The organism is Actinoplanes sp. NPDC021490, from assembly GCF_055562135.1.
Map to the genome: position 1 here is coordinate 287,230 of NZ_JBVHFW010000008.1, position 24,672 is coordinate 311,901.

The 24,672-nt window shown below is 70.1% G+C and carries 24 protein-coding genes; 14 read left to right on the forward strand and 10 right to left on the reverse strand.

Going from position 1 to position 24,672, the window contains the following annotated elements:
* Position 1: 1 nt before the first annotated feature.
* On the reverse strand, positions 2-370 hold the full coding sequence (locus tag ACZ3I4_RS23015; protein ID WP_465384042.1) for an Hpt domain-containing protein: 369 nt from the start codon (positions 368-370) through the stop codon (positions 2-4).
* A 129-nt stretch (positions 371-499) separates the two neighbouring features.
* On the opposite strand from ACZ3I4_RS23015, the gene ACZ3I4_RS23020 reads away from it, so the two are divergent.
* From ACZ3I4_RS23020 to ACZ3I4_RS23035, 4 genes are read left to right on the forward strand one after another with little or no spacing between them, the layout of a single operon-like run.
* The gene (locus tag ACZ3I4_RS23020; protein ID WP_465384043.1) at positions 500-2,782 is read left to right on the forward strand and encodes a putative bifunctional diguanylate cyclase/phosphodiesterase; all 2,283 of its coding nucleotides are present in this window, start codon (positions 500-502) and stop codon (positions 2,780-2,782) included.
* 20 nt (positions 2,783-2,802) lie between these two features.
* Positions 2,803-3,315, forward strand: a complete 513-nt coding sequence (locus tag ACZ3I4_RS23025) for a hypothetical protein (RefSeq protein WP_465384044.1) — start codon at positions 2,803-2,805, stop codon at positions 3,313-3,315.
* A gap of 10 nt (positions 3,316-3,325) precedes the next feature.
* Positions 3,326-4,189, forward strand: coding sequence for an SCO6745 family protein (locus tag ACZ3I4_RS23030; RefSeq protein WP_465384045.1), 864 nt, complete (start codon positions 3,326-3,328; stop codon positions 4,187-4,189).
* The gene (locus ACZ3I4_RS23035; protein WP_465384046.1) at positions 4,186-4,974 is read left to right on the forward strand and encodes a hypothetical protein; all 789 of its coding nucleotides are present in this window, start codon (positions 4,186-4,188) and stop codon (positions 4,972-4,974) included. The genes ACZ3I4_RS23030 and ACZ3I4_RS23035 overlap by 4 nt, the downstream gene beginning before the upstream one ends.
* A 21-nt stretch (positions 4,975-4,995) precedes the next feature.
* Here ACZ3I4_RS23035 and ACZ3I4_RS23040 read toward each other — a convergent pair whose 3' ends face one another.
* From ACZ3I4_RS23040 to ACZ3I4_RS23070, 7 genes are all read right to left on the reverse strand, one after another.
* Positions 4,996-6,141, reverse strand: coding sequence for an ABC transporter substrate-binding protein (locus tag ACZ3I4_RS23040; protein WP_465384047.1), 1,146 nt, complete (start codon positions 6,139-6,141; stop codon positions 4,996-4,998).
* Between the two features lie 100 nt (positions 6,142-6,241).
* Entirely contained in the window at positions 6,242-7,006 is a 765-nt protein-coding gene (locus tag ACZ3I4_RS23045) for an ABC transporter permease (protein ID WP_465384048.1), read from the reverse strand.
* A complete protein-coding gene (locus ACZ3I4_RS23050; protein WP_465384049.1) occupies positions 7,003-7,782 on the reverse strand; it encodes an ABC transporter ATP-binding protein in 780 nt (259 codons plus the stop codon). The genes ACZ3I4_RS23045 and ACZ3I4_RS23050 overlap by 4 nt, the downstream gene beginning before the upstream one ends.
* Positions 7,779-8,618, reverse strand: coding sequence for an ABC transporter permease (locus ACZ3I4_RS23055; protein WP_465384050.1), 840 nt, complete (start codon positions 8,616-8,618; stop codon positions 7,779-7,781). The genes ACZ3I4_RS23050 and ACZ3I4_RS23055 overlap by 4 nt, the downstream gene beginning before the upstream one ends.
* The gene (locus ACZ3I4_RS23060; RefSeq protein ID WP_465384051.1) at positions 8,615-9,610 is read right to left on the reverse strand and encodes a TIGR03842 family LLM class F420-dependent oxidoreductase; all 996 of its coding nucleotides are present in this window, start codon (positions 9,608-9,610) and stop codon (positions 8,615-8,617) included. Before ACZ3I4_RS23060 ends, ACZ3I4_RS23055 begins: the two co-directional genes overlap by 4 nt.
* A gap of 10 nt (positions 9,611-9,620) precedes the next feature.
* Positions 9,621-11,021: a dihydropyrimidinase gene (gene hydA / locus ACZ3I4_RS23065; protein ID WP_465384052.1), complete on the reverse strand. Its 1,401-nt coding sequence runs from the start codon at positions 11,019-11,021 to the stop codon at positions 9,621-9,623.
* Complete coding sequence (locus ACZ3I4_RS23070) at positions 11,018-11,857, reverse strand: nitrilase-related carbon-nitrogen hydrolase (RefSeq protein ID WP_465384053.1); 840 nt, start codon at positions 11,855-11,857, stop codon at positions 11,018-11,020. The genes hydA and ACZ3I4_RS23070 overlap by 4 nt, the downstream gene beginning before the upstream one ends.
* Positions 11,858-12,033: 176 nt before the next feature.
* Between ACZ3I4_RS23070 and ACZ3I4_RS23075 the strand changes: the two genes are divergently transcribed.
* Entirely contained in the window at positions 12,034-13,428 is a 1,395-nt protein-coding gene (locus tag ACZ3I4_RS23075) for an aminotransferase class I/II-fold pyridoxal phosphate-dependent enzyme (protein WP_465384054.1), read from the forward strand.
* A gap of 19 nt (positions 13,429-13,447) precedes the next feature.
* Positions 13,448-14,749, forward strand: a complete 1,302-nt coding sequence (locus ACZ3I4_RS23080; protein WP_465384055.1) for an aspartate aminotransferase family protein — start codon at positions 13,448-13,450, stop codon at positions 14,747-14,749.
* A gap of 85 nt (positions 14,750-14,834) precedes the next feature.
* Here the strand turns inward: ACZ3I4_RS23080 and ACZ3I4_RS23085 are convergent, their stop codons facing one another.
* Complete coding sequence (locus ACZ3I4_RS23085; protein ID WP_465384056.1) at positions 14,835-15,713, reverse strand: phytanoyl-CoA dioxygenase family protein; 879 nt, start codon at positions 15,711-15,713, stop codon at positions 14,835-14,837.
* A 250-nt stretch (positions 15,714-15,963) separates the two neighbouring features.
* Here ACZ3I4_RS23085 and ACZ3I4_RS23090 point away from each other — a divergent pair, with 250 nt between their 5' ends.
* The 7 genes from ACZ3I4_RS23090 to ACZ3I4_RS23120 all read left to right on the forward strand — a co-directional run bounded on the left by ACZ3I4_RS23090 (position 15,964) and on the right by ACZ3I4_RS23120 (position 22,597).
* Positions 15,964-16,872, forward strand: a complete 909-nt coding sequence (locus tag ACZ3I4_RS23090; RefSeq protein ID WP_465384057.1) for a sugar phosphate isomerase/epimerase family protein — start codon at positions 15,964-15,966, stop codon at positions 16,870-16,872.
* A complete protein-coding gene (locus ACZ3I4_RS23095) occupies positions 16,872-18,950 on the forward strand; it encodes a PQQ-dependent sugar dehydrogenase (protein ID WP_465384058.1) in 2,079 nt (692 codons plus the stop codon). The genes ACZ3I4_RS23090 and ACZ3I4_RS23095 overlap by 1 nt, the downstream gene beginning before the upstream one ends.
* Before the next feature lie 119 nt (positions 18,951-19,069).
* Entirely contained in the window at positions 19,070-20,290 is a 1,221-nt protein-coding gene (locus ACZ3I4_RS23100; protein ID WP_465384059.1) for an inorganic phosphate transporter, read from the forward strand.
* A 13-nt stretch (positions 20,291-20,303) separates the two neighbouring features.
* Positions 20,304-20,600, forward strand: coding sequence for a hypothetical protein (locus tag ACZ3I4_RS23105; protein WP_465384060.1), 297 nt, complete (start codon positions 20,304-20,306; stop codon positions 20,598-20,600).
* Positions 20,601-20,609: 9 nt separating this feature from the next.
* Positions 20,610-20,927 (forward strand): DUF3349 domain-containing protein, encoded by a 318-nt coding sequence (locus ACZ3I4_RS23110; RefSeq protein ID WP_465384061.1) that lies wholly within the window; start codon positions 20,610-20,612, stop codon positions 20,925-20,927.
* A gap of 156 nt (positions 20,928-21,083) precedes the next feature.
* Positions 21,084-22,325, forward strand: coding sequence for an inorganic phosphate transporter (locus tag ACZ3I4_RS23115; protein WP_465384062.1), 1,242 nt, complete (start codon positions 21,084-21,086; stop codon positions 22,323-22,325).
* Positions 22,322-22,597 carry a hypothetical protein gene (locus tag ACZ3I4_RS23120; protein WP_465384063.1) on the forward strand — a complete coding sequence of 92 codons (276 nt, stop codon included), beginning with the start codon at positions 22,322-22,324 and terminating at the stop codon, positions 22,595-22,597. Before ACZ3I4_RS23115 ends, ACZ3I4_RS23120 begins: the two co-directional genes overlap by 4 nt.
* Here the strand turns inward: ACZ3I4_RS23120 and ACZ3I4_RS23125 are convergent.
* On the reverse strand, positions 22,573-23,616 hold the full coding sequence (locus tag ACZ3I4_RS23125; RefSeq protein ID WP_465384064.1) for an SDR family NAD(P)-dependent oxidoreductase: 1,044 nt from the start codon (positions 23,614-23,616) through the stop codon (positions 22,573-22,575). The two genes, ACZ3I4_RS23120 and ACZ3I4_RS23125, sit on opposite strands and share 25 nt — an antisense overlap.
* Positions 23,617-23,669: 53 nt before the next feature.
* Between ACZ3I4_RS23125 and ACZ3I4_RS23130 the strand changes: the two genes are divergently transcribed.
* Complete coding sequence (locus tag ACZ3I4_RS23130) at positions 23,670-24,269, forward strand: TetR family transcriptional regulator (RefSeq protein ID WP_465384065.1); 600 nt, start codon at positions 23,670-23,672, stop codon at positions 24,267-24,269.
* Positions 24,270-24,672 lie beyond the last annotated feature (403 nt).

The following is a 24,672-nucleotide window of genomic DNA, read 5'->3' on the forward strand; positions in this document are numbered from 1 at the left end:
CTCAGCCCTCGGCCGCGATCTTCTCCAGCACGGGATAGATCAGCGCCTGCTCACAGGCGATGCGGCCGAGCGTCAGGTCGGGATCGAGCACGACACCCTCGCGGGCGGCGTCCTCGACCTCGGCGAACACCCGGGCCAGGCGGTCGGCGCCGATGTTGGTGGCCGACCCCTTGAGCGCATGCGCCTGTTCCCGGAGCGGATCCGGGTCGCCGCCGCGCAGCAGCTCGGCCAGGCGGTCGACCGCGCCGGGATTCTTGTCGAGGAATGACCGGACCAGGCGGCCCAGCAGGGCCCGCTCCGCCGGTCCGGGATCGTCACCGGCGATATCGGCCAGTCGATCACGAACCTCGTCCTCCCGGCTGCGCTCCATGCGATCCATCCTGCGTTGCCGCGCCCCTGCCAGGGGTGCGAACACCCGAACGGAGACACCTGATGCGCCGTGGTCCGGCTAACGGTGAATAGTCCTACGCCGCCGCACGCCGCTGCCGATTCTTCCGGGGTGGCCATCAAGCAGAACGCACCCCTGCGATACGTGCTGGCCGCCTTCGCCGTCACGCTGACCGGCGCGCTGTGGTTCCTGACCCGCATCGGGCCGGACGCCGTGGCGTACCTGTTCATGCCGGCCGGCGGGGTGGCCGGCGTCTGGTCGGTCGTCGCGCTGCTGCGCAACGGCGGGCTGGAGCCGGACGCGCGCCGCTTCTGGCGCCTGCTGCTGATCGCGCTGGGCACCTTCACCGCCGGGTACGCCTGGCTGGCCGTCTCGGCGTTCGTCATCGCCCCGGTGCTGCCCAGCATCTCGCTGGGCACCCTCGTGCCGGCCGGTTTCGGCCTGATCGCCGCCATGTGGGCGGTCGGCCGGGTGCCGCTCGGCATCACCGGCCAGGCCGAGCGGCGCAAGCAGCTGATCGACCGGGCGATCGCCTTCGTCGGCGGCGGCACGGTGATGTGGAGCTACGGGCTCGCGCCGCTTCTCACCACCAACCACAGCTTCACCAACCAGGCTCTCCTGCTGATCGGCATGACGTTCCTGCTCGGCCTGGGCGGGATCGTCAAGGTCTCCTACATCCGCGGTGGCCCGGTCGACCGGGTGGCTCTGCGGCTGATCGCGGCGGCCGCCATCGTGGCGGCCGTCGTGGGTGTGCTCGGCTTCTACGGCGACAACGGCATGCTGCTGGCGCAGGCGGTGGTCATGCCGGCCGCCTTCGTGCTCGCCGCCGGCGCCGCGCACCAGCAGTGGAACTCGGCCGGCTCGCGCCCGCGCCGGGTCAACGTGTGGCTGCCCTACCTGTCCGTCCTCGCGATCGACGCGGCCCTGCTCGGGGTGCTCCGCGGCGATCTGGGCTGGCCCGACCGGGTCGTGGTCGTCGCCGTGGTCGTGCTGACGGCCCTGATCGCGGTGCGCCAGCTCGCCGCCACCCGCGAGAACCGCCTGCTCATGCGGGAGAAGCGCTCCGCCGAGGACAAGCTGCGCCACGAGGTCGCCCACGACGGCCTCACCGGCCTGGCCAACCGTGGCCTGTTCCGGGAGCGGCTGGCCGGGGCCCTCGCGGCCGGCGACGCCACCGTGCTGCTGGTCGACCTGGACGACTTCAAGATCGTGAACGACTCGCTCGGTCACGACGTCGGCGACGAGCTGCTGGTCGCCGTGGCCGGCGCGCTGCGCACCGCCACGGGGCCGGACGGCCTGGTGGCCCGGCTCGGCGGGGACGAGTTCGCCGTGCTGCTGACCGGCACCGAGGTCAGCGGCGAGACGGTGGCCGACCGCCTGCTCGAGGCGCTGTCCGAGCCGGTCGGCCCGCATCGTCTGCTCATCCATTGCAGCGTCGGCATCGCCGGCGCGACGCCCGGCCTCGCGCTGGACGAGCTGCTGCGGCACGCCGACGTCGCCATGTACGCGGCCAAGCAGCGCGGCAAGGCCAACCGGGTGCGCTACCACGACGGCATGGAACAGCCCGTGCTCGCGCACGCCCGCCTCGGCGGAGAGCTGCGCCGGGCCCTCGACGCGGGCGAGTTCCGCCTGTTCTACCAGCCGATCGTCGCGCTCGGCTCGGGAGCGGTGATCGGGGTCGAGTCGCTGATCCGCTGGGACCACCCCACCCGCGGGCTGGTGCCGCCGGGCGAGTTCATCCCGGCCGCCGAGGCGACCGGCCTGATCGTGCCGCTCGGCCGGTTCGTGCTGCGTGAGGCGTGCCGACAGGCGGTGGAGTGGCTGGCCGAGTTCGGGCCGGACGCGATGCAGAAGATCGCGCCCAACGTGTCGGTGCGCCAGCTGCACGACCCGGATTTCGTCAACGACGTGCGGGCCGTCCTGGCCGAGACCGGCCTGCCCGCCGACCGGCTGGTGCTCGAGCTGACCGAGTCGGGGGTGCTGCGCGGCAAGCAGATCTCGCGCACCCTGCACGAGCTGCACGACATGGGCGTACGGCTGGCGCTCGACGACTTCGGCACCGGGGAGTCCTCGCTGAGCCTGCTGCGGTCGTTCCCGGTCTCGATCGTCAAGCTCGACAAGTCTTTCGTGGACGGCATCGAGCTCGACGAGCCTGGCACCCCGGCCGCCGAGGCCCGGCAGGCCGTGGCGCACGCCGTGGCCCAGCTGGCCGGCGCGCTCGGCCTCGACACCGTGGCCGAGGGCATCGAATGCCAGGAGCAGGCCGACCGGTTGCGTCGCCTCGGGTACACCGTGGGCCAGGGTTACCACCTGGCCCGCCCGATGCCACCCGATCAGATGGCCGAGATGTTCGCCCGGCAGCGGCGGCCGGTCGCGGCCGGTGGCGGTTACTGACATGGGCATAGGGTTTGGCGATGGACGCGGACGACGGCACCCGGACGGCCCAGTCGCTGGCCGGGGCGCTGGCGGCGGTGCACTTCGCCGAGCTGAGCAACGACCAGGCGACCACGCGGATCATCGACGCGATCGCGGGCTGGGCCGAGGGCCAGGGCTGGCGGGTCTATCGCCGGGCGCCCAGCGTCTTCCCGCTGCCGCCGCCGCTGCGGGGACATTCGGTGCTCGACGTGGCCTGTGCCCGCCCGGGCGGGCAGCCCATCGCGATCGAGGTGGACCGGCTCGACCGGCCCCGCACGGTCGACAAGCTGCTGGCCGAGGCCGCGGCCGGCCGCATCGCGATCTGGGTGCGCTGGGGAGCCGGCCCGTTCACGGCGCCGCCGCTGCCGGTGCACATGGTCACCCGGGCGGCGGCCCGCAAGGCCGGCGCCTGGCACACGGTGGCCGACCGGCCGCCGCCGCGGCACTCGGAGGCCCCGATCGAGGCCGCCTCGCCGGAGGAACTGCCCTGGGGCCCGGCCGGTCACGAATGAGGAGAACATGATGAGCGAGTCCCCCCAACGGCGGGCCTGGCGTGTGACCGAGCCGATCCACGCCATGATCTATTTCGCGCCCGAGGCGCCGGCGAGCTACGGCCGGCTCGGTGTGGCGCCGCAGGACGGCTATTTCGCGTCCCGGGGTGCGGCGTTCGGCGCGTGCGGGCCCGGGGTCGTCGCCGCCACCTTCTACAACTTCAACCCCGACGTGGTGGCCCGGGCGCTGCCGTCGGTGTGGGACACCGTGTCCCCGGCCGCGATGGTCGAGGCCCGGCTGTCCGCCGTGGATGCGGCGCTCACCCGCGGGCTCGGCGCCGGTGTGCTCGCGTCGCCCGAGGTGACCGAGGCGGCCGGGCTGGCCCGTCGCGCGGCCGAGGCGGCGACCGCGTGGCCGCAGGGCCGCCCGCTGTTCGCCGCGCACGCCGAACTGCCCTGGCCCGAGCCGCTGCATCTGGTGCTCTGGCACGCGCAGACGCTGCTGCGCGAGTTCCGCGGGGACGGGCACGTGGCGGTGCTGCTGGCCGAGGGCATCAGCGGCCTCGAGGCGCTGCGCCTGCACGTGGCGTCGGGCGAGACCGACGAGCGGTTCCTGCGGGTCAGCCGCGGCTGGCGGCGCGAGGCATGGGCCGGGGCGGGCGACGAGCTGCGCGCACGTGGCCTGCTCGACGCCGAGGACGGTCTCACCGACGCCGGGCGCGAGCTGCGAGCCCGCGTCGAGGCGACCACCGACCGGCTCGCCGAGCCGGCCTACGACGCCATCGGAGAAGACGCCTGCGTGCGGCTGGCCGAGCTGACCCGGCCGCTGAGCCGCACGCTGGTCAAGGCCGGAATGCTGAATCCAACTGCACTGACGGGAGAAGAACGGTCATGAACGCCGAAGTGGTGAACGCCCGGCCCGGGCACGCGGCTTCCTGGTGGGCCAAGTTCCTCGACGTGTCCGACCGGTTCGACGCCGCCTCGGTGACCGAGAACCTCAGCGACGCGATCGTCCCCAAGATCTCGTCGCGGCTGCTGCGGCGCGAGGCCGAGCTGGCCGCCGACGTGGTGGTGCGGCACCTCAACAAACCGGTGAGCAGCGAGCTGGCCGAAAGGGCCGACCGTGCGATCGAGCGCCTGGAGGCGACGGTCGAGCGGCTCGACCAGCGCGCCGCCGACAACTCGGGCATCGCCGAGACGTACGCGCTGTGTCATGTCCTTCGCGGTCGTTTCGCCGAGGGCGCGGCCGAGGCCGAGCGGTTCGTCGGCACGGCGCCGATCCTCAAGGCGTTCGTCGAGGCGCTGCGTCTGGAACGGTTCGACACGGGGCTGGCCCTGCGCCTGATGCAGGCCGGTCAGAGCCCCGAGATCGCGGTGCGGTCGGGCCTGGCCGTCGGCAAGTACGCCTGGTGGCCCGACTGGCTGCTCTCGGTTGTGACCGAGCGGGCCATCGCGGGCAGTCTCGACGACGAGACGATCAAGGCGCTCGACCAGTGCGCGTACGCCGAGCTGACCCCGACCCAGGCGCGGGTGGCCCGGCGTCTGCTCAAGGGTGACGAGCAGCTGCTCGAGTCGACGGCGCAGCGGCTGGAGAGCCTCGGCGCGATCTCGGCCGCGGGCAAGCTGCGCGACGGCGATCTGATGGCGGTGGCCCTGGCCGCGCGGATGGTCCCCCTGTGACCGGGGGACCATCCGCGCCGGTCAGGCGCCGCCCTCGGTCAGGGTGACGGTCGCGGGCTGGAACGACGTGCCGTTGACGTCGATGCCCGCGGCCTTGGCCGCGGTGACGGCCTGGTTGATGTAGTCGTTGGTGAAGGCCAGACCCTCCGGCGCCTTGGTCAGCACCGTGTCGCCGGTCTGGTTCTTGGTGGTCATCGAGATGTCCACGGTCTGCTTCCAGTCGGCCTCGTCGATGACGCCGATCCCGTTCGGCGCCGGCCAGATCAGCTTGTTGGTCTCGTTGGTCTGCCACAGCTGATGGCTCTTGCCGAGCTTGGAACCCTTGGCCACGACCATGTCACGGCACTTCTCGGCGTTGTCGCGGCAGAATGCCCAGCCCTTGATCGTGCCGGTCAGGAACTTGACGGTCTGCTGCTGGTACGCCGGATCGTTGAGCTTCTCGGTGTTGGCCCACACCGCGTCCTGGAGCATCGAGGAGCCCTCGGCCTTCCAGTCGATGATCGAGAAGTCGTCGGGGGTGTAGAGCTTGCCGGTGGCCGGGTTCTTGGCCTCGAGCAGCTGGGCGTACTCGTTGTAGCTCATCGCCTGGGCGGCGTCGATCTCCTTCTTGAGCAGCGCCTGCATGTCGAACTGCTGCTGCACCAGGGTGACGTCCTTGCCCGGGTCGAGCCCGGCCTTGGTCATGCCGGCGAACAGCTCGAACTCGTTGCCGAAGCCCCAGTTGCCGACCTTCTTGCCCTTGAGGTCGGCCGCCTTGGTGATGCCGCTGTCCTTCCAGGCCACCTGGTAGGTGCCGGAGCGGCCGAAGATCTGGCCGACGTCGGTGATGCCGGCGCCCTGCTCCCGGGAGGCCAGCGCCTTGGGCACCCAGGCGACGGCGTAGTCGGCCTTGCCCTGCGCGAGGACGGTCTGCGGGACGATGTCGACGCCGCCCTCGAGCAGCTGCACGTCGAGGCCCTGCTCCTTGTAGAAGCCCTGGTCGACGGCGGCGATGTAGCCGGCGAACTGGGCCTGGAAGAACCACTGGAGCTGGAGCTTGACCGGGGTGAGGGCGCCGCCGCTGCCGCCGGGGGCCGGGGTGGCCGAGTCCTGGTCGGCGGTGCCGCATCCGGCCACGAGCAGGGCGGAAGCGGCGGCGATAGCAGTAAATATCCGGATTGGTCGCATGGGGGATCCTCTCGGAATTAGATGATCTTGCGGAGGGAGCGGAGAGGAAGCGTGAGGAGGAAGCAGGAGAAGGAGCGGGAGCGCGGATCGGGTGGGCGGCTCAGGCGATCAGGCGGGTCCGCCACGGCATCGCGAGGCGTTCCAGCACCAGCGTGGTGAGGTAGAAGACGAGTCCGAGCAGGCAGGCGCCGACCACGAAGGCCCAGGCGCGGGGATAGGCGGTGAACGCGGCGGCGGAGGTGATCCGTGAGCCCAGCCCGTTCTGCAGGCCCCCGAAGTATTCGGCGACCACCGCGGCGATCACGGCCAGCGACGACGCCTGCCGCAGGCCGGTGAAGACGTGGGGGAGCGACCCGGGCAGGCGCACCTTCACCGCGAAGGTCCAGCCACTGGCCGCGTACGTGTGCATGAGCTCTTGATGGATGGGGTCGACCTCACGCAGGCCGCGCAGCGTGTTGATGAAGACCGGGAAGAACACGATGATCGCGGCCACCAGCCGGCGCGGAAGGCTGCTGGTCGACTCGAACATGTTGTTGAGGATCGGGGCCAGCGCGATGATCGGCAGCGCGTTGAGCACGGCCGCGAACGGCAGTGACACCTCGGCCAGCGGGCGGATCCGGCTCGACACCATGGCCGCCAGCACGCCGGCCACGGACCCGCCGATCAGGCCGATCAGCGCGTTGGTCCCGCTGGCCAGCGCGGCCTCCCAGACGTTCTGCCGCTGCTCGACCAGCTGGGCCCAGATGGCCGACGGCGCGGGCAGGATGTACGGCGCGATCCGCCCGGCCGTGACCACGACCTCCCACAACACGATCGCGACGATGCCGACGACCACCGGCGGCAGGATCGCGCGGGCCCACTTCACGAGGCGCTCCGCAGCGGGGCGCCCCGCAACGCTTGCCGGACCGACGTCACGCTTTCGAAATACTGCGGGGACTGCCGGGCCGCCTCGTCGCGGCTCTCCAGCGAGATCGGGATCGAGGCGGTGATCCGGCCCGGCCGCGCCGACATCACCACGACCCGGTCGGAGAGGAACACCGCCTCCGAGATGGAGTGCGTGACGAAGACGGTGCTGGTGCCGGTCTGGGCGCAGATGGCCAGGAGCTCGGACTGCAGCCGCTCGCGGGTCATCTCGTCCAGCGCCCCGAACGGCTCGTCCATCAGCAGCAGCGGCGGCCGCACGGCCAGGGCCCGGGCGATCGCCACCCGCTGCTGCATGCCGCCGGAGAGCTGGGCCGGGTAGTGCCCGGCGAACTCGGCCAGCCCGACCAGCGCCAGCATCTCCTCGGCCTTGGCCTTGCGTTCGGCGCGCGACAGCCCCCGCAGTTCCAGCGGCAGCTCGACGTTCTTGAGCACGGTCCGCCACTCGAACAGACCGGCCTGCTGAAAGGCGATCCCGTACGCCTGTTCCTTGCGCGCCGCTCCCGCGCTCTTGCCGGCCACCGTGACGGTGCCGGTGCTGGGCGCGATCAGGTCGGCGATCAGCCGCAGCAGCGTGCTCTTGCCGCACCCGGACGGGCCGATCAGCGACACGAACTCGCCGCTCGCGACCGTCAGATCGACATCGGACAGAGCGACGACCTCATCCGTACGCCCCTGGTTGAAGACTTTCGTGACGTTGTCGACCACGACGGCGGTCATAGGGTCACCACCTCCACGTGGCGGCGGTGCCGCATCAGCGGCAGTTCCAGCAGGCTGACAAGGCCGGCGACGATCAGGCCGAGCAGGGCGGCGCCGAGCATCGCGGTGTAGACCTTGGCCGGGTCCGAGGTGGCCTCGCGGGAGTACTCGATGATGAGACGCCCGATGCCGCCCCGCGTGCCGGTCGAGATCTCGCCGACCACCGCGCCCACGACCGCGGCCGCGCCGGCCAGCCGCAACGCGGGGAACAGGTACGGCAGCGACGACGGGAAGCGCAGCTTGACCAGCGTGCGCCACCAGCCGGCGGCGTAGCTGCGCATCAGCTCGACCCCGGCCGCTCCGGGCGACTGCAGGCCGCGCAGCATGCCCACGGCGACCGGGAAGAAGGCCAGGTAGGCGGCGATCAGGGCGACGGTCATCCACTCCGGCCACAGCACGTTCCACCCGGCCACCAGTGGCGCCAGCGCGACCAGCGGCACCGTCTGGCTGAGGATCACGTACGGCAGGAGCCCGCGCTCGACGATCCGGAAGCGCTCCATCGCCACCGCCAGCAGCAGCCCCACGAACGCGCCGATCACGAACCCGGCGGCCGTGATGCCCAGCGTGAACAGGCAGGCCTGGACGACCACGATCCAGACCGGCCGGCCGCCGGTCAGCTCGGGGCGGCCCAGCCGTTCGGCCACCGTCCACAGGTGCGGCATCGACAGGTCGTCGGCGCGCGGCAGGATCCGCGTCCCGAGGAGCACCGTGCCCTCCGGGTTGCCGACGAGCTTGTAGCCCTCCCAGAGCACGACGAAGAACGCGAGCCCGAGCAGGACGTACAGGAGTTTCCTCACGAGACGGCCGGGATGATGTGCTCGCCGTACGCCTTCAGCGTCTCCTCCTTGGCGTCGTGCTGCAGATAGACCGCGAACTGGTCGACGCCCAGCGCCTTGAGCTCCTCGAGCCGCTTGAGGTGGTTCTCCACCGGCCCGAGGATGCAGAACCGGTCGACCACCTCGTCCGGCACGAACGTGGTGTGCGAGTTGCCCGCCCGGCCGTGCTCGGCGTAGTCGTAGCCCTGCCGGCCCTTGATGTAGTCGGTCAGCACCTGCGGCACCGTGCCGTCGCCGCCGTACCGCGAGACGATGTCGGCCACGTGGTTGCCGACCATGCCGCCGAACCAGCGCGTCTGCTCCCGCTGATGGCCGAGATCGTCTCCCACGTACGCCGGGGCGGCCACACAGAACTTGATGGCCATCGGATCCCGGCCCGCCTGTTCGGCCGCGCGCCGCACCGCCGCGATCATCCAGGCGGCGATGTCGGGGTCGGCCAGCTGCAGGATGTACCCGTCGCCGACCTCGCCGGTCAGAGCCAGAGCCTTCGGCCCGTACGCCGCCACCCACACCTCGAGCTCACTGCCGGACGCCCACGCCAACTGCTGTTCGGTGCCCCGCAGCTGGACCTTCTCGCCGTTGGCCAGACCCCGGATCACCCCGATGGACTCGCGCAGCTGAGCCAGGGTCTGCGGCTGCGCGCCGAGCACCCGCAGTGCCGAGTCGCCCCGGCCGATGCCGCAGATGGTCCGGTTGCCGTACATCTCGTTGAGGGTGGCGAACATCGAGGCCAGGACCGTCCAGTCCCGGGTGCCCGGGTTGGTGACCATCGGCCCGACGATCACCCGTTCGGTCTCGTCGAGGATCTTCGAATAGATGACGAACGGCTCCTGCCAGAGCACGTGCGAGTCGAAGGTCCAGACGTGGCTGAACCCGGCCGCCTCGGCCTGCTTGGCCAGCTCGACCACGTCCCGCGCGGGCGGGTTGTTCTGCAGCACCACACCGATGTCCATGGGCTCTCCCTCAGACCAGGTAGTCGGAGAGGGCGCGGGGGACGTACTTGCCCCGGCCGGCCCGCCCGGTGTATTCGCCGCCGGACGCGATGACCTCGCCGCGGGACAGCACGGTGTCGACCTTGCCGTCGATCTCCCAGCCCTCCCAGGCCGAGTGGTCCAAGTTCATGTGGTGGGTCTCGACGCTGATCCGGGTGCGGCCGGCCGGGTCGTAGAGCACGATGTCGGCGTCCGAACCGGGGGCGATGATCCCCTTCTTCGGATACATGCCGAACATGCGCGCCGGGGTGGTCGCGATCGTCTCGACCCAGCGCGCCAGCGACAGCTTGCCGTCGACGACACCCTGGTAGAGCAGGTCGACGCGGTGCTCGACGCTGCCGATGCCGTTCGGGATCTTCGAGAAGTCGCCCAGGCCGAGTTCCTTCTGGTCCTTCATGCAGAAGGGACAGTGGTCGGTCGACACCACCGAGAGGTCGTTGGTGCGCAGGCCCTGCCACAGGTCGGCCCGGTGGCTCTCGTGCTTGCTGCGCAGGGGAGTGGAGCAGACCCACTTGGCGCCCTCGAAGCCGGGCGCGCCGAGCTGGTCCTCCAGCGTCAGATAGAGATATTGCGGGCAGGTCTCGGCGAACACGTTGCGGCCCAGGTCGCGGGCGGCCTTCACCTGCTCGAGGGCCTTGGAGGCGCTCAGGTGCACGATGTACAGCGGGCAGTCGGCGGCCACCGAGGCCAGCCAGATGGCCCGGCTGGTGGCCTCGGCCTCGAGCTCCTGGGGCCGGGTCCGGCCGTGGTAAATCGGGTCGGTCTCGCCGCGTTCCAGAGCCTGCTTGACCAGCACGTCGATGGCCGGCCCGTTCTCGGCGTGCATCATGATCATGGCGCCGTTGTCGCGCGCCTTCTGCATCGCCCGCAGGATCTGACCGTCGTCGGAATAGAAGACGCCCGGATAGGCCATGAACAGCTTGAAGCTGGTGATGCCCTCGGTGCCGACGAGCTGGTCCATGGCCTTGAGGGCGTCGTCGTCCACGCCGCCCAGGATCATGTGGAAGCCGTAGTCGATGTGGCAGTTGCCGGCCGCCTTGGCGTGCCACGCGGCCAGCCCGTCCTGCACGACCTCGCCGTAGCGCTGCACCGCGAAGTCGATGATCGTGGTGGTGCCGCCGATCGCCGCGCCCCGGGTGCCGGTGTCGAACGTGTCGCTGGCCGCGGTGCCGCCGAACGGCAGCTCCATGTGCGTGTGGGCGTCGACCGCGCCGGGGATCACGTACTTGCCGGTGGCGTCGATGACCTCGGGGCCCTCGGGAGCCCGGCCGGGCGCGAAGATGGCGGCGATGGTCTCGCCGTCGACCAGGACGTCGGCCGCGTAGGGACCGGTCGGCCCGATCACCGTCCCGTTCTTGATCAGGATGCTCACAGTGCCACCGTCCGGGTGTAGGACTCGGGCCGCCGGTCGCGATAGAACTGCCAGCGCTCGCGGACCGTCTTGATCAGGCCCAGGTCGAGGTCGCGGACGATGAGCTCCGGATTGTGGGTGTCGCCGACCTCGCCGACGAACTTGCCCTCGGGATCGACGAAGTAGCTCTGGCCGTAGAAGTCGTTGTCACCCAGCGCCTCGACGCCGACCCGGTTGATCGCGCCGATGTAGTACTCGTTGGCGACCGCGCTGGCCGGCTGCTCGAGCTGCCAGAGATAGCCGCTCAGGCCGCGGCTGGTGGCCGACGGGTTGAACACGATCTGCGCGCCGCCCAGGCCCAGCTCACGCCAGCCCTCGGGGAAGTGCCGGTCGTAGCAGATGTAGACACCGACCTTGCCGACCGCGGTGTCGAAGACGGGGTAGCCGAGGTTGCCGGGACGGAAGTAGAACTTCTCCCAGAAGCCCTTCACCTGCGGGATGTGGTGCTTGCGGTACTTGCCGAGGTAGGAGCCGTCGGCGTCGACCACCGCCGCGGTGTTGTAGAGGACGCCCTCCTGCTCCTTCTCGTACATCGGAAGCACCATCACCATGCCGAGCTCGGCCGCCAGGGCCTGGAAGCGCTCGGTGGTCGGACCGGGGATGGATTCGGCGTACTCGTAGAACTCGGGCTCCTGAACTTGACAGAAGTAGGGGCCGTAAAAAAGTTCCTGGAAGCAGATCACCTTCGCCCCCTGGGCGGCGGCGTCGCGGGCGTAGTCCTCGTGCGCCTTGATCATCGATTCCTTATCGCCCGTCCAGGTGGTCTGAACGAGGGCGGCGCGAACGATATCGCTCATGACGGCCCTTTCGTTGAAGCGGCGGCGCGGTGGATGCGCCTGTGATCGTGTGTCTACTCCCCGTCATACCAGCTGCGCTAGCTCTTGATTGTGGGCTTCGGATGCCGTAGGACACTAACGACACACATTCAGGCGGACAATTGCCTGAACGTAACGGAATGTTTCGGAGAGGTAATTTGCTCGCGCTGATCACGGACGCTGTCGACGATCGCAGCGCCCGCGGGATTGCCGCGGCCGTGAGCCGGTTGGTGACCGCCGGGCAGCTGACCGCGGGCACCCGGCTGCCGACGGTCCGCGTTGTCGCGCGCGAGCTCGGGGTCAGCCCGACGACGGTCAGCGAGGCGTGGCGCAGCCTGACCCGGGCCGGGGCGATCCAGACCCGGGGGCGGTCGGGCACGTTCGTGGCGGCGCCGGTGCTGCCCCGTCAGCGGTGGCGCTATTCCCAGCTGGGCGCGGCGCCGGACTCCTCCGTGACGAGCGGGACCTATGTTCGCGACCTGTCGACCGGCGTACCGGACCACGACCTTCTGCCGGATCTGACCGACGCGCTCAAGCGGATCGGGGACGGGCGGCTGACCACGAGCTACCTCGACGCGCCGGTGCTGCCGCGGCTGGAATCGGTGCTGCGCGAGCGCTGGCCGTTCCCGCCCGAGCAGCTGACTGTGGTCGACGGCGCGCTCGACGCGATCGACCGCGTGATCGGCGAGGTGGTGCGCTTCGGCGACCACGTGGTGGTGGAAAATCCGGCCTTTCCACCCCTGCTCGACCTGCTGCAGACCGTCGGCGCCACGGTGGTCGGGGTGCCCCTGGACGCGTACGGGATGCGCCCCGATCTTCTGCACGCGGTGCTCACCGACTATCCGGCGGTCGCCGTGTTCCTGCAGCCCCGCGCGCACAACCCGACCGGTGTCAGCATGTCCGCCACGCGCGCGTCCGAGCTGGCCACGGTCCTCGCCGCCTTCCCCGAGGTGCTGGTCGTCGAGGATGATCACGCGGGCGACATCGCGACGGCGGCGCAGGTCAGCGTGGGCCGGCATGTGCCGTCCCGGACGGTGCACGTGGCCAGCTTCAGCAAGAGTCACGGGCCCGATCTGCGGCTGGCGGCGGTCGGCGGCCCGGCCCGCGTGATCGGCCCAGTGGCGGACCGGCGGCTGCTCGGCCCCGGCTGGTCCAGCCGCCTGCTGCAGGGTGTGCTGCTCGATCTGCTGACCGATCCGGCGGCCGTCGCCCAGATTTCCCAAGCCCGTTCCGCGTACGCCACCAGGCGCGCGACGCTGCTCGAGGCGTTGCGCTCCCGGGGCGTGACCGCGACCGCCGCCGACGGCATCAACCTGTGGATGACCGTCGATGATCAGCAGATCGCCATGGTCGCGCTGGCCGCCCACGGGATTGCCGTCTCCCCGGGCGCGCCGTTCTGCGTCTTCCCGCTGCCCGACGACCACGTGCGGGTGACCGTGGGCCTGGTCGCCGGTGACGTCGACGACCTGGCCGACATTCTGGCCGCCGCAGCCCTGCTCGACAGCCGCGGAAGCGGCCCCCGAGCCCGCCCGCACCCGCGAGGCTGGCGATGAACCGGAGAAGGAGCCGACCATGAGCGATGACCTGCTGGCCCGCCACCGTGCCGTGATGCCGGGCTGGATGCCGGTCTACTACGGCGACGACGCCCTCGAGATCGTTGCGGGGTCGGGGCGCCACGTCACCGGCGCCGACGGCCGCACCTATCTCGACTTCTTCGGTGGCGTGCTGACCAACATGATCGGCTACGACATTCCGGAGATCAACGAGGCCGTACGGCGTCAGCTCGCGACCGGTGTCGTGCACTCGTCCACGTTGTACCTGATCCGTCAGCAGGTCGAGCTGGCCGAGCGGATCGCCCGCGTCTCCGGCATCCCGGACGCCCGGGTCTTCTTCACCAACTCGGGCAGCGAGGCCAACGAGACCGCGCTGCTGATGGCCGCGAACGTGCGCCACTCGAACCAGATCCTGGCCATCAAGAACAGCTACCACGGCCGCACGTTCGCGACCATGGCCGTCACCGGGCACCGCAGCTGGTCGTCCAGTTCGCTCAGTCCGCTCAACGTGTCCTGGCTGGCCTCGGGCGACCGGCTGCGCGGGCGGATGGCCGGGCTGGCCGACGGCGACATCCTCGACGCGGCCGTCGACGACCTGCGCGAGGTGCTGGCCACGGTCACCGCCGGGGACGTGGCCGCGATGATCGCCGAGCCGATCCAGGGTGTCGGCGGGTTCGTGGCCGGCCCGGACGGGCTGCTCGGGGCGTACCAGAAGGTCCTGGGCGAACACGGGATCCTGCTGATCGCCGACGAGGTGCAGACCGGCTGGGGGCGTACGGGCGAGCATTTCTGGGGTTATCAGGCGCACGGGGTCACGCCCGACCTGATCACCTTCGCCAAGGGCATCGGCAACGGCTTCGCGCTGGGCGGCGTGGCCGGGCGGGCCGGGGTGATGAACGCGGTCCCGGCGATCAGCTTCTCCACGTTCGGCGGCAACCCGCTCTCGATGTCGGCCGGCGTTGCCGTGCTCGACTACCTGCTCGACCACGACCTGCAGGCCAACGCCGCCCGCACCGGCGCGATCCTGCTCGACGGCCTGCGCGCGCTCGATCTGGCCTGTGTGGGCGAGGTGCGCGGCAAGGGCCTGATGATCGGGGTCGAGATCGTCCGCCCGGGCACGAAGGAACCCGACGCGGCCGCGACCGTCCGCGTCTTCGACGAGTGCCGGGCCGGTGGGCTGCTGGTCGGCAAGGGTGGCCTCTACGGCAACGTGCTGCGGATGGGGCCGCCGCTGACCCTGACCGAGGACGAGGCGCGCGCCGGTTTGTCGATTTTGACCGATGCGTTGTCCCGGGTGGACGCCGAGGCCCGGATCGTCTGATCTCGGCATGCGGGACCCGTTGGCCCCTTCCCGGGGGCAGGGAGGGGCCAACGGTGATCACCCACCGTGACGCTTTCCGGCGTGATCAGCGCAACCAGGGAACCGATCGATCGAGCAGCCCGCGCGTCGACAATTCGTGCCGCAGGGGAATCTTCTCGTCGATGTATCCGTCCCATCCGACACCCCAGTGATTCGCCGTGTGCGGCGCCTCGCCGAGCAATTGGCGCTGCACCGGCGTGCGATTACGCCACCATTCGGAGTCCTTGTCGATCGGCATGTCGTCGAGCGGCCGGATCCAGCGGTACGTGTACCCGATGAACAGGATCTTGCGCGTGACGGCGCTGCGGTTGGCCGATCGTGAGTGCCAGAGCCGCCGGTCGAAGATGAAGCAGTCGCCCGCGTTCGCCGTGATCTCCATGGTGCCGCGCGGGTCCGTGCCGCCCTCGGGACGCTCCAATGTGTTGTTCAGGTGGCTGCCCGGGATCACCTTGGTCGCACCCCGCCCGGTGCGCGACAGATCCGAGAGCACGTACGCCACCTTGAGCGACAACATCGGCCGCGGCTGCTCCACGTCGAGCCGCTCCGGATCGCTGTTCTGCCGATATCCGTCCTGGTGCCAGCCCCACGCCGGCTCCTCTTCCAACGGCTTCGGCGGCGTCACGTCCAGATGGTTGTGGTGCGTGTAGATGTTCCAGCCGGCCAGCCCCCAGACGTACGGGAAGGTGGTCGGAAGGGTGAGCAGCTCGCCGAACTCCTCGTCGCGGGGCAGGAAGCCGAGCATGTGCAGGGTGCCGTCGGGCCTGAGCCGGTCCGCCTTGCGTTCCTGCTCGTAGACCCGGTCGACGGCGGCCTCGAGTCGTGCGCGGCGCTCCTCGTCGAGCGCGTTGCGGACCAGCAGAACCCCGTCCCGCAGGAATTGGTCCCGTTGATCTTTGGTGATGGCCTCGAATCCCGTTTCTTGCATTGTTTCCGGTCCCCCTGTCGAGTTTTGTTCCCTGGGAACTCGGCGCGCTTGATGTCTAAGACGCGGCTCGGCGGGGTTCGCGTTGCAGTAGTCGAAAGACTTCGAATCAGTGATGGCTGTCGCTACGTACGGTGACCGGAAGGTTTTGCCCGAGTGCGGGAAACTTTTGCTAGATCTGAAGAAACTTAGGTTCCCTTCGAACGAAACACCTGCGTAATGTATCGAGCGATGTCGTTCGAAGGAGACCGCAATGCCGCAGTCACTGAACCGTCGTCAACTACTCGGCGCCGCCGCCGCGGCCGGTGCCGCGGCAACCCTCGCAGTACCGGGCGCCGCCTCCGCGGGCGGCTCGCACTCGTCGTCCCGGCGGGTGCCCCGTGACCAGATCAGCGTGCAGCTTTACACGTTGCGCAACCAGCTGAGCATCAACCTCGAAGCCAGCCTCGCGGAGCTGGCCGAGATCGGCTACAAGCGAGTCGAGCACGCCGGCTTCGTCGGCCGCACGGCCGCCCAGTTCCGGGCCGCTCTCGACGCCGCCGGCCTGCGCGCCACCTCGGGCCATGTCGGCATCCCGCAGCCGTTCGACGCGAACACCTGGGAGAAAGCCCTCCAGGACGCGAACATCGTCGGCAACAAGTTCATCGTCCACCCGTTCTTCGGACAGGGCGCCAACGGCCCGATCCGGGACGCCGCCGTCTACCGCGCCTTCGCGGCCGACCTCAACAAGGCCGGCAAACTCGCGAGGCGGGCCGGGCTGTCGTTCGGCTACCACAACCACCACGCCGAGTTCTTCCGGCAGAACGGCACCAAGCTCACCGGTTACGACATCCTGACCGGTGAGACCGACGACCGGTACGTACACCTCGAGGTCGACCTGTTCTGGGCGTTCCGCGGGGCCAACGACCCGGTCGACCTGATCAAGAAGAACCGGGGCCGGATCAAGCAGGTGCACGTCAAGGACCTCGACGTGAACGCCACCTTCGCCGACCCGGGTGACGGCCTGATCGACTTCGGCCGCATCTTCCAGAACTCCAAGGAGGCCGGACTCATCGAGTACATCGTGGAACGCGACGACGCGGGATCGCCGCCGCGCACCCCGGCCGACGCCCTCGTGACCGCCGAGCGCGGTTTCGACTTCCTGGACGGGCTGCGTTTCTGATGCTGCGCCGACTGGGAATCCTCAGCGTCACCGGTGTGGCCCTGCTGGTCACCCCGGCCGTGGCCGTGGCCGGCCCCAGCAAGCCGAGCCAGCCGCTGCCGCCGTCCTCCGACTTCCAGAAAGTCACGCTCAACGACTTCCCGGGCGAGCCCATTGCGCTCGCCGTCCTGCCCGACCGGCGCGTGCTGCACACGGCCCGCGGTGGCGAGGTCCGCATCCACGAGCCCGCCACCGGGCGCAACGTGCTGGCCGCGACGATCCCGGTCTACCTCCACGACGAGGAGGGCGTGCAGGGCATCGCGATCGACCCCGACTTCGAGCAGAACAAGTGGGTCTACGTCTACTACTCGCCGCCGCTGGACACGCCCTCCGACGACCCGAACACCCCGCAGATCAACGAGGGTGACGCGCCGGCCGAGGGCACGGCAGCCGACTTCGCGCGGTTCAAGGGCCACATGCAACTGTCCCGGTACAAGCTGCAGGGCAGCACTCTGCGGCTGAACACCGAGCAGAAGATCATGCAGGTGGCCACCGACCGCGGTCAGTGCTGCCACGTCGGCGGCAAGATCGACTTCGACAGCAAGGGCAACCTGTACCTGTCGACCGGTGACGACAGCAACCCGTTCTTCTCCGACGGCTACGCCCCGCTGGACGAGCGCGCGAACCGCAACCCGGTCTTCGACGCCCAGCGCAGCGCGGCCAACACCAACGACCTGCGCGGCAAGGTCCTGCGCATCAAGGTCTCGAAGAGCGGCAAGTACACGGTCCCCCGGGGCAACCTCTTCAAGCCGGGCACACCCAAGACCCGGCCCGAGATCTACGCCATGGGCCTGCGCAACCCGTTCCGGTTCACCATCGACCCGGAGACGGACGTCGTCTACGTCGGCGACTACTCGCCCGACGCGCAGAACGCCAACCCGGCGCGGGGCCCGGCCGGTCAGGGCCGCTGGCTGGCCGTCGACAAGCCCGCCAACTACGGCTGGCCGTACTGCGTGGCGCCCGACCAGCCCTACGTGGACTACGACTTCGCCACCGGCACCTCCGGCGCGCCGTTCAACTGCGCCAAGCCGGTCAACGAGTCGCCCAACAACACCGGCCTGCGGAACCTGCCGCCGGTCGAGAAGCCGGAGATCATTTACGGGTACGGCCCCAGCGCGCAGTTCCCGGAGCTGGGCACGGGCGGCATCGGCCCGATGGGCGGCCCGGCCTACGACTACGACCGGCGCTCGCGGTCGCAGATCAAGTGGCCCGAGGCGTTCGACGGCAAGCCGCTGCTGGGCGAGTGGACCCGCGACTGGGTCAAGGCGCTCACCCTCGACCGCCGCAACCAGGTGACGAAGGTCGAGCCGGTTCTGCCGGAACTCGTCTTCGACAACCCGATGGACCTCGAGTTCGGCCCGGACGGCGCGCTCTACGTCCTCGAGTACGGCGACGGTTACTTCAACGAGAACCCGGACGCCCAGCTCTCCCGGTTCGACTACGTGCGCGGCAACCGCACCCCGATCCCGAAGGTGTCGGCCACCCCGGCCACGGGACAGGCGCCGCTGACCGTCACGTTCTCCAGCGCCGGCACCACCGACCCCGACGGTGACGCGCTGAAGTACGCCTGGTACCTCGACAACGACAACCGGGTGGACTCGACCGATCCCAACCCGACCTTCACGTTCACCGCGAACGGCGACTACCGCCCGACGCTGAAGGTCACCGACAGCACCGGACGGTCGGCCTCGGCCGAGGTCATCCTGCCGGTCGGCACGGCGGCCCCGGTCGTCGAGTTCGTCACGCCGCAGGACGGCCAGCCGTTCGCCTTCGGCGACACGGTGAACTTCGAGGTGCGCGTGACCGACGACGCCCCGGTCGACTGCTCGCGGGTCACCGTGACGTACATCCTCGGGCACGACCAGCACGGGCACCCGCTGAGCACGGCGTCCGGCTGCACCGGCTCGATCGTCACGTTCCTCGACCCCGGTCACGCCGGGGCCGACAACCTGACGGGCGTGTTCGTCGCCTCCTACACCGACACCGGCGTCCCGCCGCAGACGGGCCGCGACACGGTGGTTCTGCAGCCGTCGAACTGACGGAGTGACAACAACGGAAGGCCGGGCCCACGGGGCCCGGCCTTCCCCATGCGCAAAGTTTGGCCACCGTTCGTCTCAGCTTTCTTTCAGCCGGGCGTTACCAGGGCAACGCTGACGATGTGACAGAGACAACGGTCATCCTGGCCCTGGTGGTCGTCACGGCCCTCGGCTTCGACTTCACCAACGGGTTCCACGACACGGCGAACGCGATGGCGACCTCCATCGCCACCGGAGCACTGCGGCCAAAGGTGGCCGTGGCCCTCTCCGGCATCCTCAACCTGGTCGGCGCTTTTCTGTCGGTCGAGGTTGCCCTGACCGTCAGCAACGCGGTCGTCCGCATCCAGAACTCCGACGGCACCCCCAAGGAATCCCTGACCTCCGACGGCGGCACGGCCCTGCTGCTGATCATCCTGTGCGGCCTGATCGGCGGCATCGTCTGGAACCTGCTGACGTGGCTGCTGGGCCTGCCCTCGAGCTCCTCGCACGCGCTGTTCGGCGGCCTGATCGGCGCCACCATCGCGGGCCTGGGCTGGGCCGGGGTCAACTGGAACGGCGACGGCTCCAAGCTCGACGGGGTGATCGGCAAGGTCATCCTCCCGGCCTTCATGTCCCCGGTGATCGCGGGCCTGGTCGCCGCGGCCGGCACCTGGATCATCTACAAGGTGACCCTCGGCGTCGCGCAGCGCTTCACTGACAACGGGTTCCGCTGGGGCCAGATCGGCAGCGCCTCGCTGGTCTCGCTGGCCCACGGCACCAACGACGCCCAGAAGACGATGGGCGTCATCACCCTCGCGCTGATCGCCACCGGCGACTGGACCGACACCGAGAACATCCCGTTCTGGGTCAAGGCGTCCTGCGCGATCGCCATTGCTCTCGGCACCTACTTGGGCGGCTGGCGGATCATCCGTACGCTCGGCAAGGGTCTGGTCGAGATCGCGCCGCCGCAGGGCATGGCGGCCGAGTCGGCCTCGGCCGCGGTCATCCTCGCCTCCAGCCACCTCGGGTTCGCGCTGTCCACCACGCACGTGGCGACCGGCTCGATCCTCGGCTCGGGCGTGGGCAAGCCGGGGGCCCAGGTGCGCTGGCGGGTGGCCGGCCGCATGGTCGCGGCCTGGCTGATCACGCTGCCCTCGGCGGCCGTGGTCGGCGCGGTCATGTGGTACATCGGTCACCTGTTCGGCGGGCTGGCCGGTGCGCTCGTGGTCTTCGTACTGCTCCTCGCGGCGGCCGGATACATGTACTGGCACTCGCGCAAGACGCCGGTCGACCACAACAACGTCAACGACGACTGGGACGACGAGACGGCCACGCCGCGGGTCCCGGCCGGCACGGCCAGCTGAGAGGGCTGCTGACATGCACAACCTGGGATTCGCGCTCGAGGGCGCATGGAAGGTGCTGGCCGCCGGCCTGATCCTCGGCGCCGGGCTGCCCGCCCTGTTCGCGCTGGGCATCCGGTCGCTGGCCTGGGGCGCCGGAGGCGACGCCGAGGTGGACGCGGCCGCGCCCAACCCGGCCGGCAAGGCGCTGGGCTACTTGTTGTTCGCGGTGGTCATCCTCGGCGTCCTGCTGGGTATCACGTTCATCGTGGCCGGCGGCTTCGGCAAGGCGCTGAGCTTCGAGCACATCTACCCGACCATCGTCGACAAGTAGGGGACGGCAGTGACCGACAACCGCTCCAACTTCCTGACCCGTACGGTCGGCTGGCTCCGCGCGGGCTACCCGGCCGGGGTGCCCCGCCAGGACTACGTGGCCCTGCTCGGCGTGCTGCGCCGCAAGCTGACCGAGGACGAGATCCGCAAGATCGCCTCGGATCTGGCCGAGCAGTCGCTGACCAGCGAGGATCCGATCACCGGGGACGACATCGAGACGATGATCAGTGACTCGATGCTGCAGGAGGCCACCCCGGCCGACGTGGCCCGCGTCTCGGCCCACCTGGCGGCCGGTGGCTGGCCGCTCGCGGACCCGCCGATCGAGTGACATTGCGCACGAGGGCTTGCGGCCGGGACTCCGGACCCGGTCGCAAGATGAACGAACGGTAAACGGGCCCTGATCTCCAGGGTAACGAGCACGTAATATCAAATTCACACTAGTTGAACTCTTCTGGTCTGATCTTCGACCAGCGACTCTGACGGTGTGACAGAGACATCGGTGATCCTGGCCCTGGTGGTGGTCACGGCCCTCGGCTTCGACTTCACCAACGGGTTCCACGACACGGCGAACGCGATGGCCACCTCCATCGCCACCCGCGCCCTGCGGCCCAAAACGGCCGTCGCGCTCTCCGGCATCCTCAACCTGGTCGGCGCGTTCCTGTCGGTCGAGGTCGCCCTGACCGTCAGCAACGCGGTCGTCCGCATCCAGAACCCCGACGGCACCCCCAAGGAGTCCCTGACCTCCGACGGCGGCACGGCCCTGCTGCTGATCGTGCTGGCCGGCCTGATCGGCGGCATCGTCTGGAACCTGTTCACCTGGCTGCTGGGCCTGCCCTCGAGCTCCTCGCACGCGCTGTTCGGCGGCCTGGTCGGCGCCACCATCGCCGGGCTCGGCTGGGCCGGGGTCAACTGGAACGGCAACGGCACCAAGCTGGACGGCGTCGTCGGCAAGGTGATCCTGCCCGCCCTGATCTCACCGGTGATCGCGGGCGTGGTCGCCGCCGTCGGCACCTGGGTGATTTACAAGATCACCGTCGGGGTGGCCCAGCGCTTCACCGAGAACGGCTTCCGCTGGGGCCAGATCGGCAGCGCCTCGCTGGTCTCGCTGGCCCACGGCACCAACGACGCCCAGAAGACGATGGGCGTCATCACCCTCGCCCTGATCGCGGCCGGGGACTGGACCGACACCGGCAGCATCCCGTTCTGGGTCAAGGCGAGCTGCGCCGTGGCGATCGCGCTGGGCACCTACCTCGGCGGGTGGAGGATCATCCGTACGCTGGGCAAGGGTCTGGTGGAAATCGCGCCGCCGCAGGGCATGGCCGCGGAATCCTCGTCGGCCGCGGTCATCCTGGCCTCCAGCCACCTCGGCTTCGCGCTGTCGACGACGCACGTGGCCACCGGCTCGATCCTCGGCTCGGGCGTGGGCAAGCCCGGCGCCCGGGTGCGCTGGCGGGTGGCCGGCCGCATGGTCGCCGCGTGGCTGATCACCCTGCCCGCCGCCGCCGTGGTCGGCGCGCTGATGTGGTATCTCGGCGACCTCGTCGGCGGGGTCGCGGGCGCGATCGTCATCTTCGTCGTGCTGCTGCTGGCGGCCGCGGGCATGTGGCTGCGGTCGCGGCTCGCCCCGATCGACCACAACAACGTCAACGAGGAGTGGGAGCCGGCCCCCACGGCCCCCACCGCCCCCTCGTCGCCGCCCGTCCCGGCGGGATCGGTGGCGTCATGAGCAACTTCGGATTCGCCCTCGAAGGCGCCTGGAAGGTGCTGGCGGCCGGCCTGATCCTCGGAGCGGGGCTGCCGGCGTTGTTCGCGCTCGGCATCCGCTCCCTCGCGTGGGGCGCGGCCACGCCGCCCCGACCGGCCGGCAAGCCCCTCGCGTACGGGCTGTTCGCCGTGGTGATCCTCGGGGTGCTCCTGGGGATCACGTTCATCGTGGCGAGCGGCTTCGGCAAGACGATCAGCTTCGACCAGTTCTATCCGACCATCGTCGACAAGTAGCGGACGCCGGTCATCTCCTCCGAGACCGACCACAGGCGCCGCGCGGTGCCGGGGTCGGACGCGGCGGGGGCGGGCTTGACGACGCGCGGGGCTCCGCGCATCTCGCCGGGCCCGCCCGGACCGATGAACTGGCCGCCCGTCACTGCTTCGCCCGTCACTGCTTCGCCCCTCATGGCTTCGCTCGGCGCGGCTTTGGCGGTCGCTGTTTCGCCCGGCATGGCTTCGCCCGGCATGGCTTCGCCCGGCATGGCTTCGCCCGTCACGGCTTCGGCGGTCGCGGCTTTGCCCGTCATGGCTTTGCCCGTCACGGCTTTGCCCGGCACGGCTTTGGCGGTCGCGGCGAACACCGTGGACCGCGCGCCGTCGGCGGCCGAGGCGGCCAGGATCCGGTTGCCGAGCAGGAGGGCCATCCGGTACAGGCCCGGTTGCGTCTTGCCCTGCAGGCTGGTCGCCGCATAACCCGGATGGGCCAGCACGCTCAGCACGGGCGAGCCCGCGGCGGTCAGCCGGCGCTGCAGCTCCAGGCCGAAGACGACGTTGGCGAGCTTCGACTGGTTGTAGGCGGCGCCCGGCCGGTAGCCGTGCTCGGCGTTCAGGTCGTCGAAGTTCAGCCGGCCCTGCCGATGCAGGGTCGAACTGACCGTCACGACCCGGTCGGTGAGCCGGTCGAGCAGCAGGCCGGTCAGCGCGAAGTGGGCCAGATGGTTCACCGCGAACTGCATCTCGAACCCTTGAGCGCTGAGCGTGCGCGGCAACCCCATCACCCCCGCGTTGTTGATCAGCACATCGGCCCGCTCGATCCCCTCCGCGAACGCGCGCACCGAGTCCAGGTCGGCCAGATCGACCACCCGCACCTCGCTGCTACCTCCGGTCAGGCGCGCCCGAGCAGCCCGGCCCTTCGCTTCATCCCGTACGCCCATGATCACGTGAGCGCCGCGGTCGGTGAGCGCTTTGGTAGTCGCAAATCCCAGCCCGCTGTTCGCGCCGGTGACGACATAGACAGATCCCATGCGGCTCATGGTGCCTCCGCTGACACAGTGTGTCAACAGTGCCATGGCGTACCATGCCGTTCATGATTCCCCCGCCCTCACTGGCCCAGCGCAAACGGCAGCTGGTGAGCGACGAGCTGCGCGAAATAGCCCTCCAGCTGCTGGCCGCTCAGGGCTACGACACCACCACAGTCGACGAGATAGCCGCCGCGGCCGGCATGTCCCGTCGCACGTTCCACCGCTACTACGCCTCCAAGGAGGACGTGGTCATCCAGTTGCTGGCCGACGTGGGCAACCAGGTGCAGGCTGAACTATCTGCCCGCCCGGCCGCCGAGCCCCCCGCGGTAGCTTTGCGCCGGGCGGTGGGCGTAGCCATCGACTTGTGCTCAGGCCACCACGACCCGGTCAAAATGCTGGCGGTGGTCCGGCTGATCCTCGGAACACCGGCCCTGCACGCCCGCTTCCTCTCCCTGCAGGCCGACGCACAGGCCGGCTTGACGACGGTGCTGGCCGCACGCCTGGACCTGCCACCGAACGACCTGTTCCCCGAGATGGCGGTCCGGATGGCGCTGGCCGCCTTCGACGCGGCGGTGCAGAGGTGGGCCAACAGCGGCGGCGAGGTCGACCCGCAGGAGCTGGTGGACGAAGCCTTCACCGTGCTGGAGCCCGCCTTGCGTCGCTGACGCAGTTGTTCGTTCTGAGGCCCGCCGTCGCATGCCTCGATTGTCCGGCGTCTTGACGGCTGCGCTTTGTGCTCGGCTGTGTCGGTGGCCCTGCCGTGTTTGTTGGCGGCTCTGCGTGTCGTCCTGATCCGGTTTGCGGCGCACCGATCGGCGTTCCACCGATCTGTACGCGCCGCCCTGCCCCGGGCCGGTCTGCCCCGGGCCGGTCTGCACCGCACCGCCCTGCACCGCACCGCCCTGCGCCGCGGCGGTCTGCACCGCACCGTCTGCGCTGCGTCGGGCTGCGTTCCACCGCTCTGCGCTGCACGGCTCTGCGCTGCACGGCTCTGCGCTGCACGGCTCTGCGCTGCACGGCTCTGCGCTGCACGGCTCTGCGCTGCACGGCTCTGCGCTGCACGGCTCT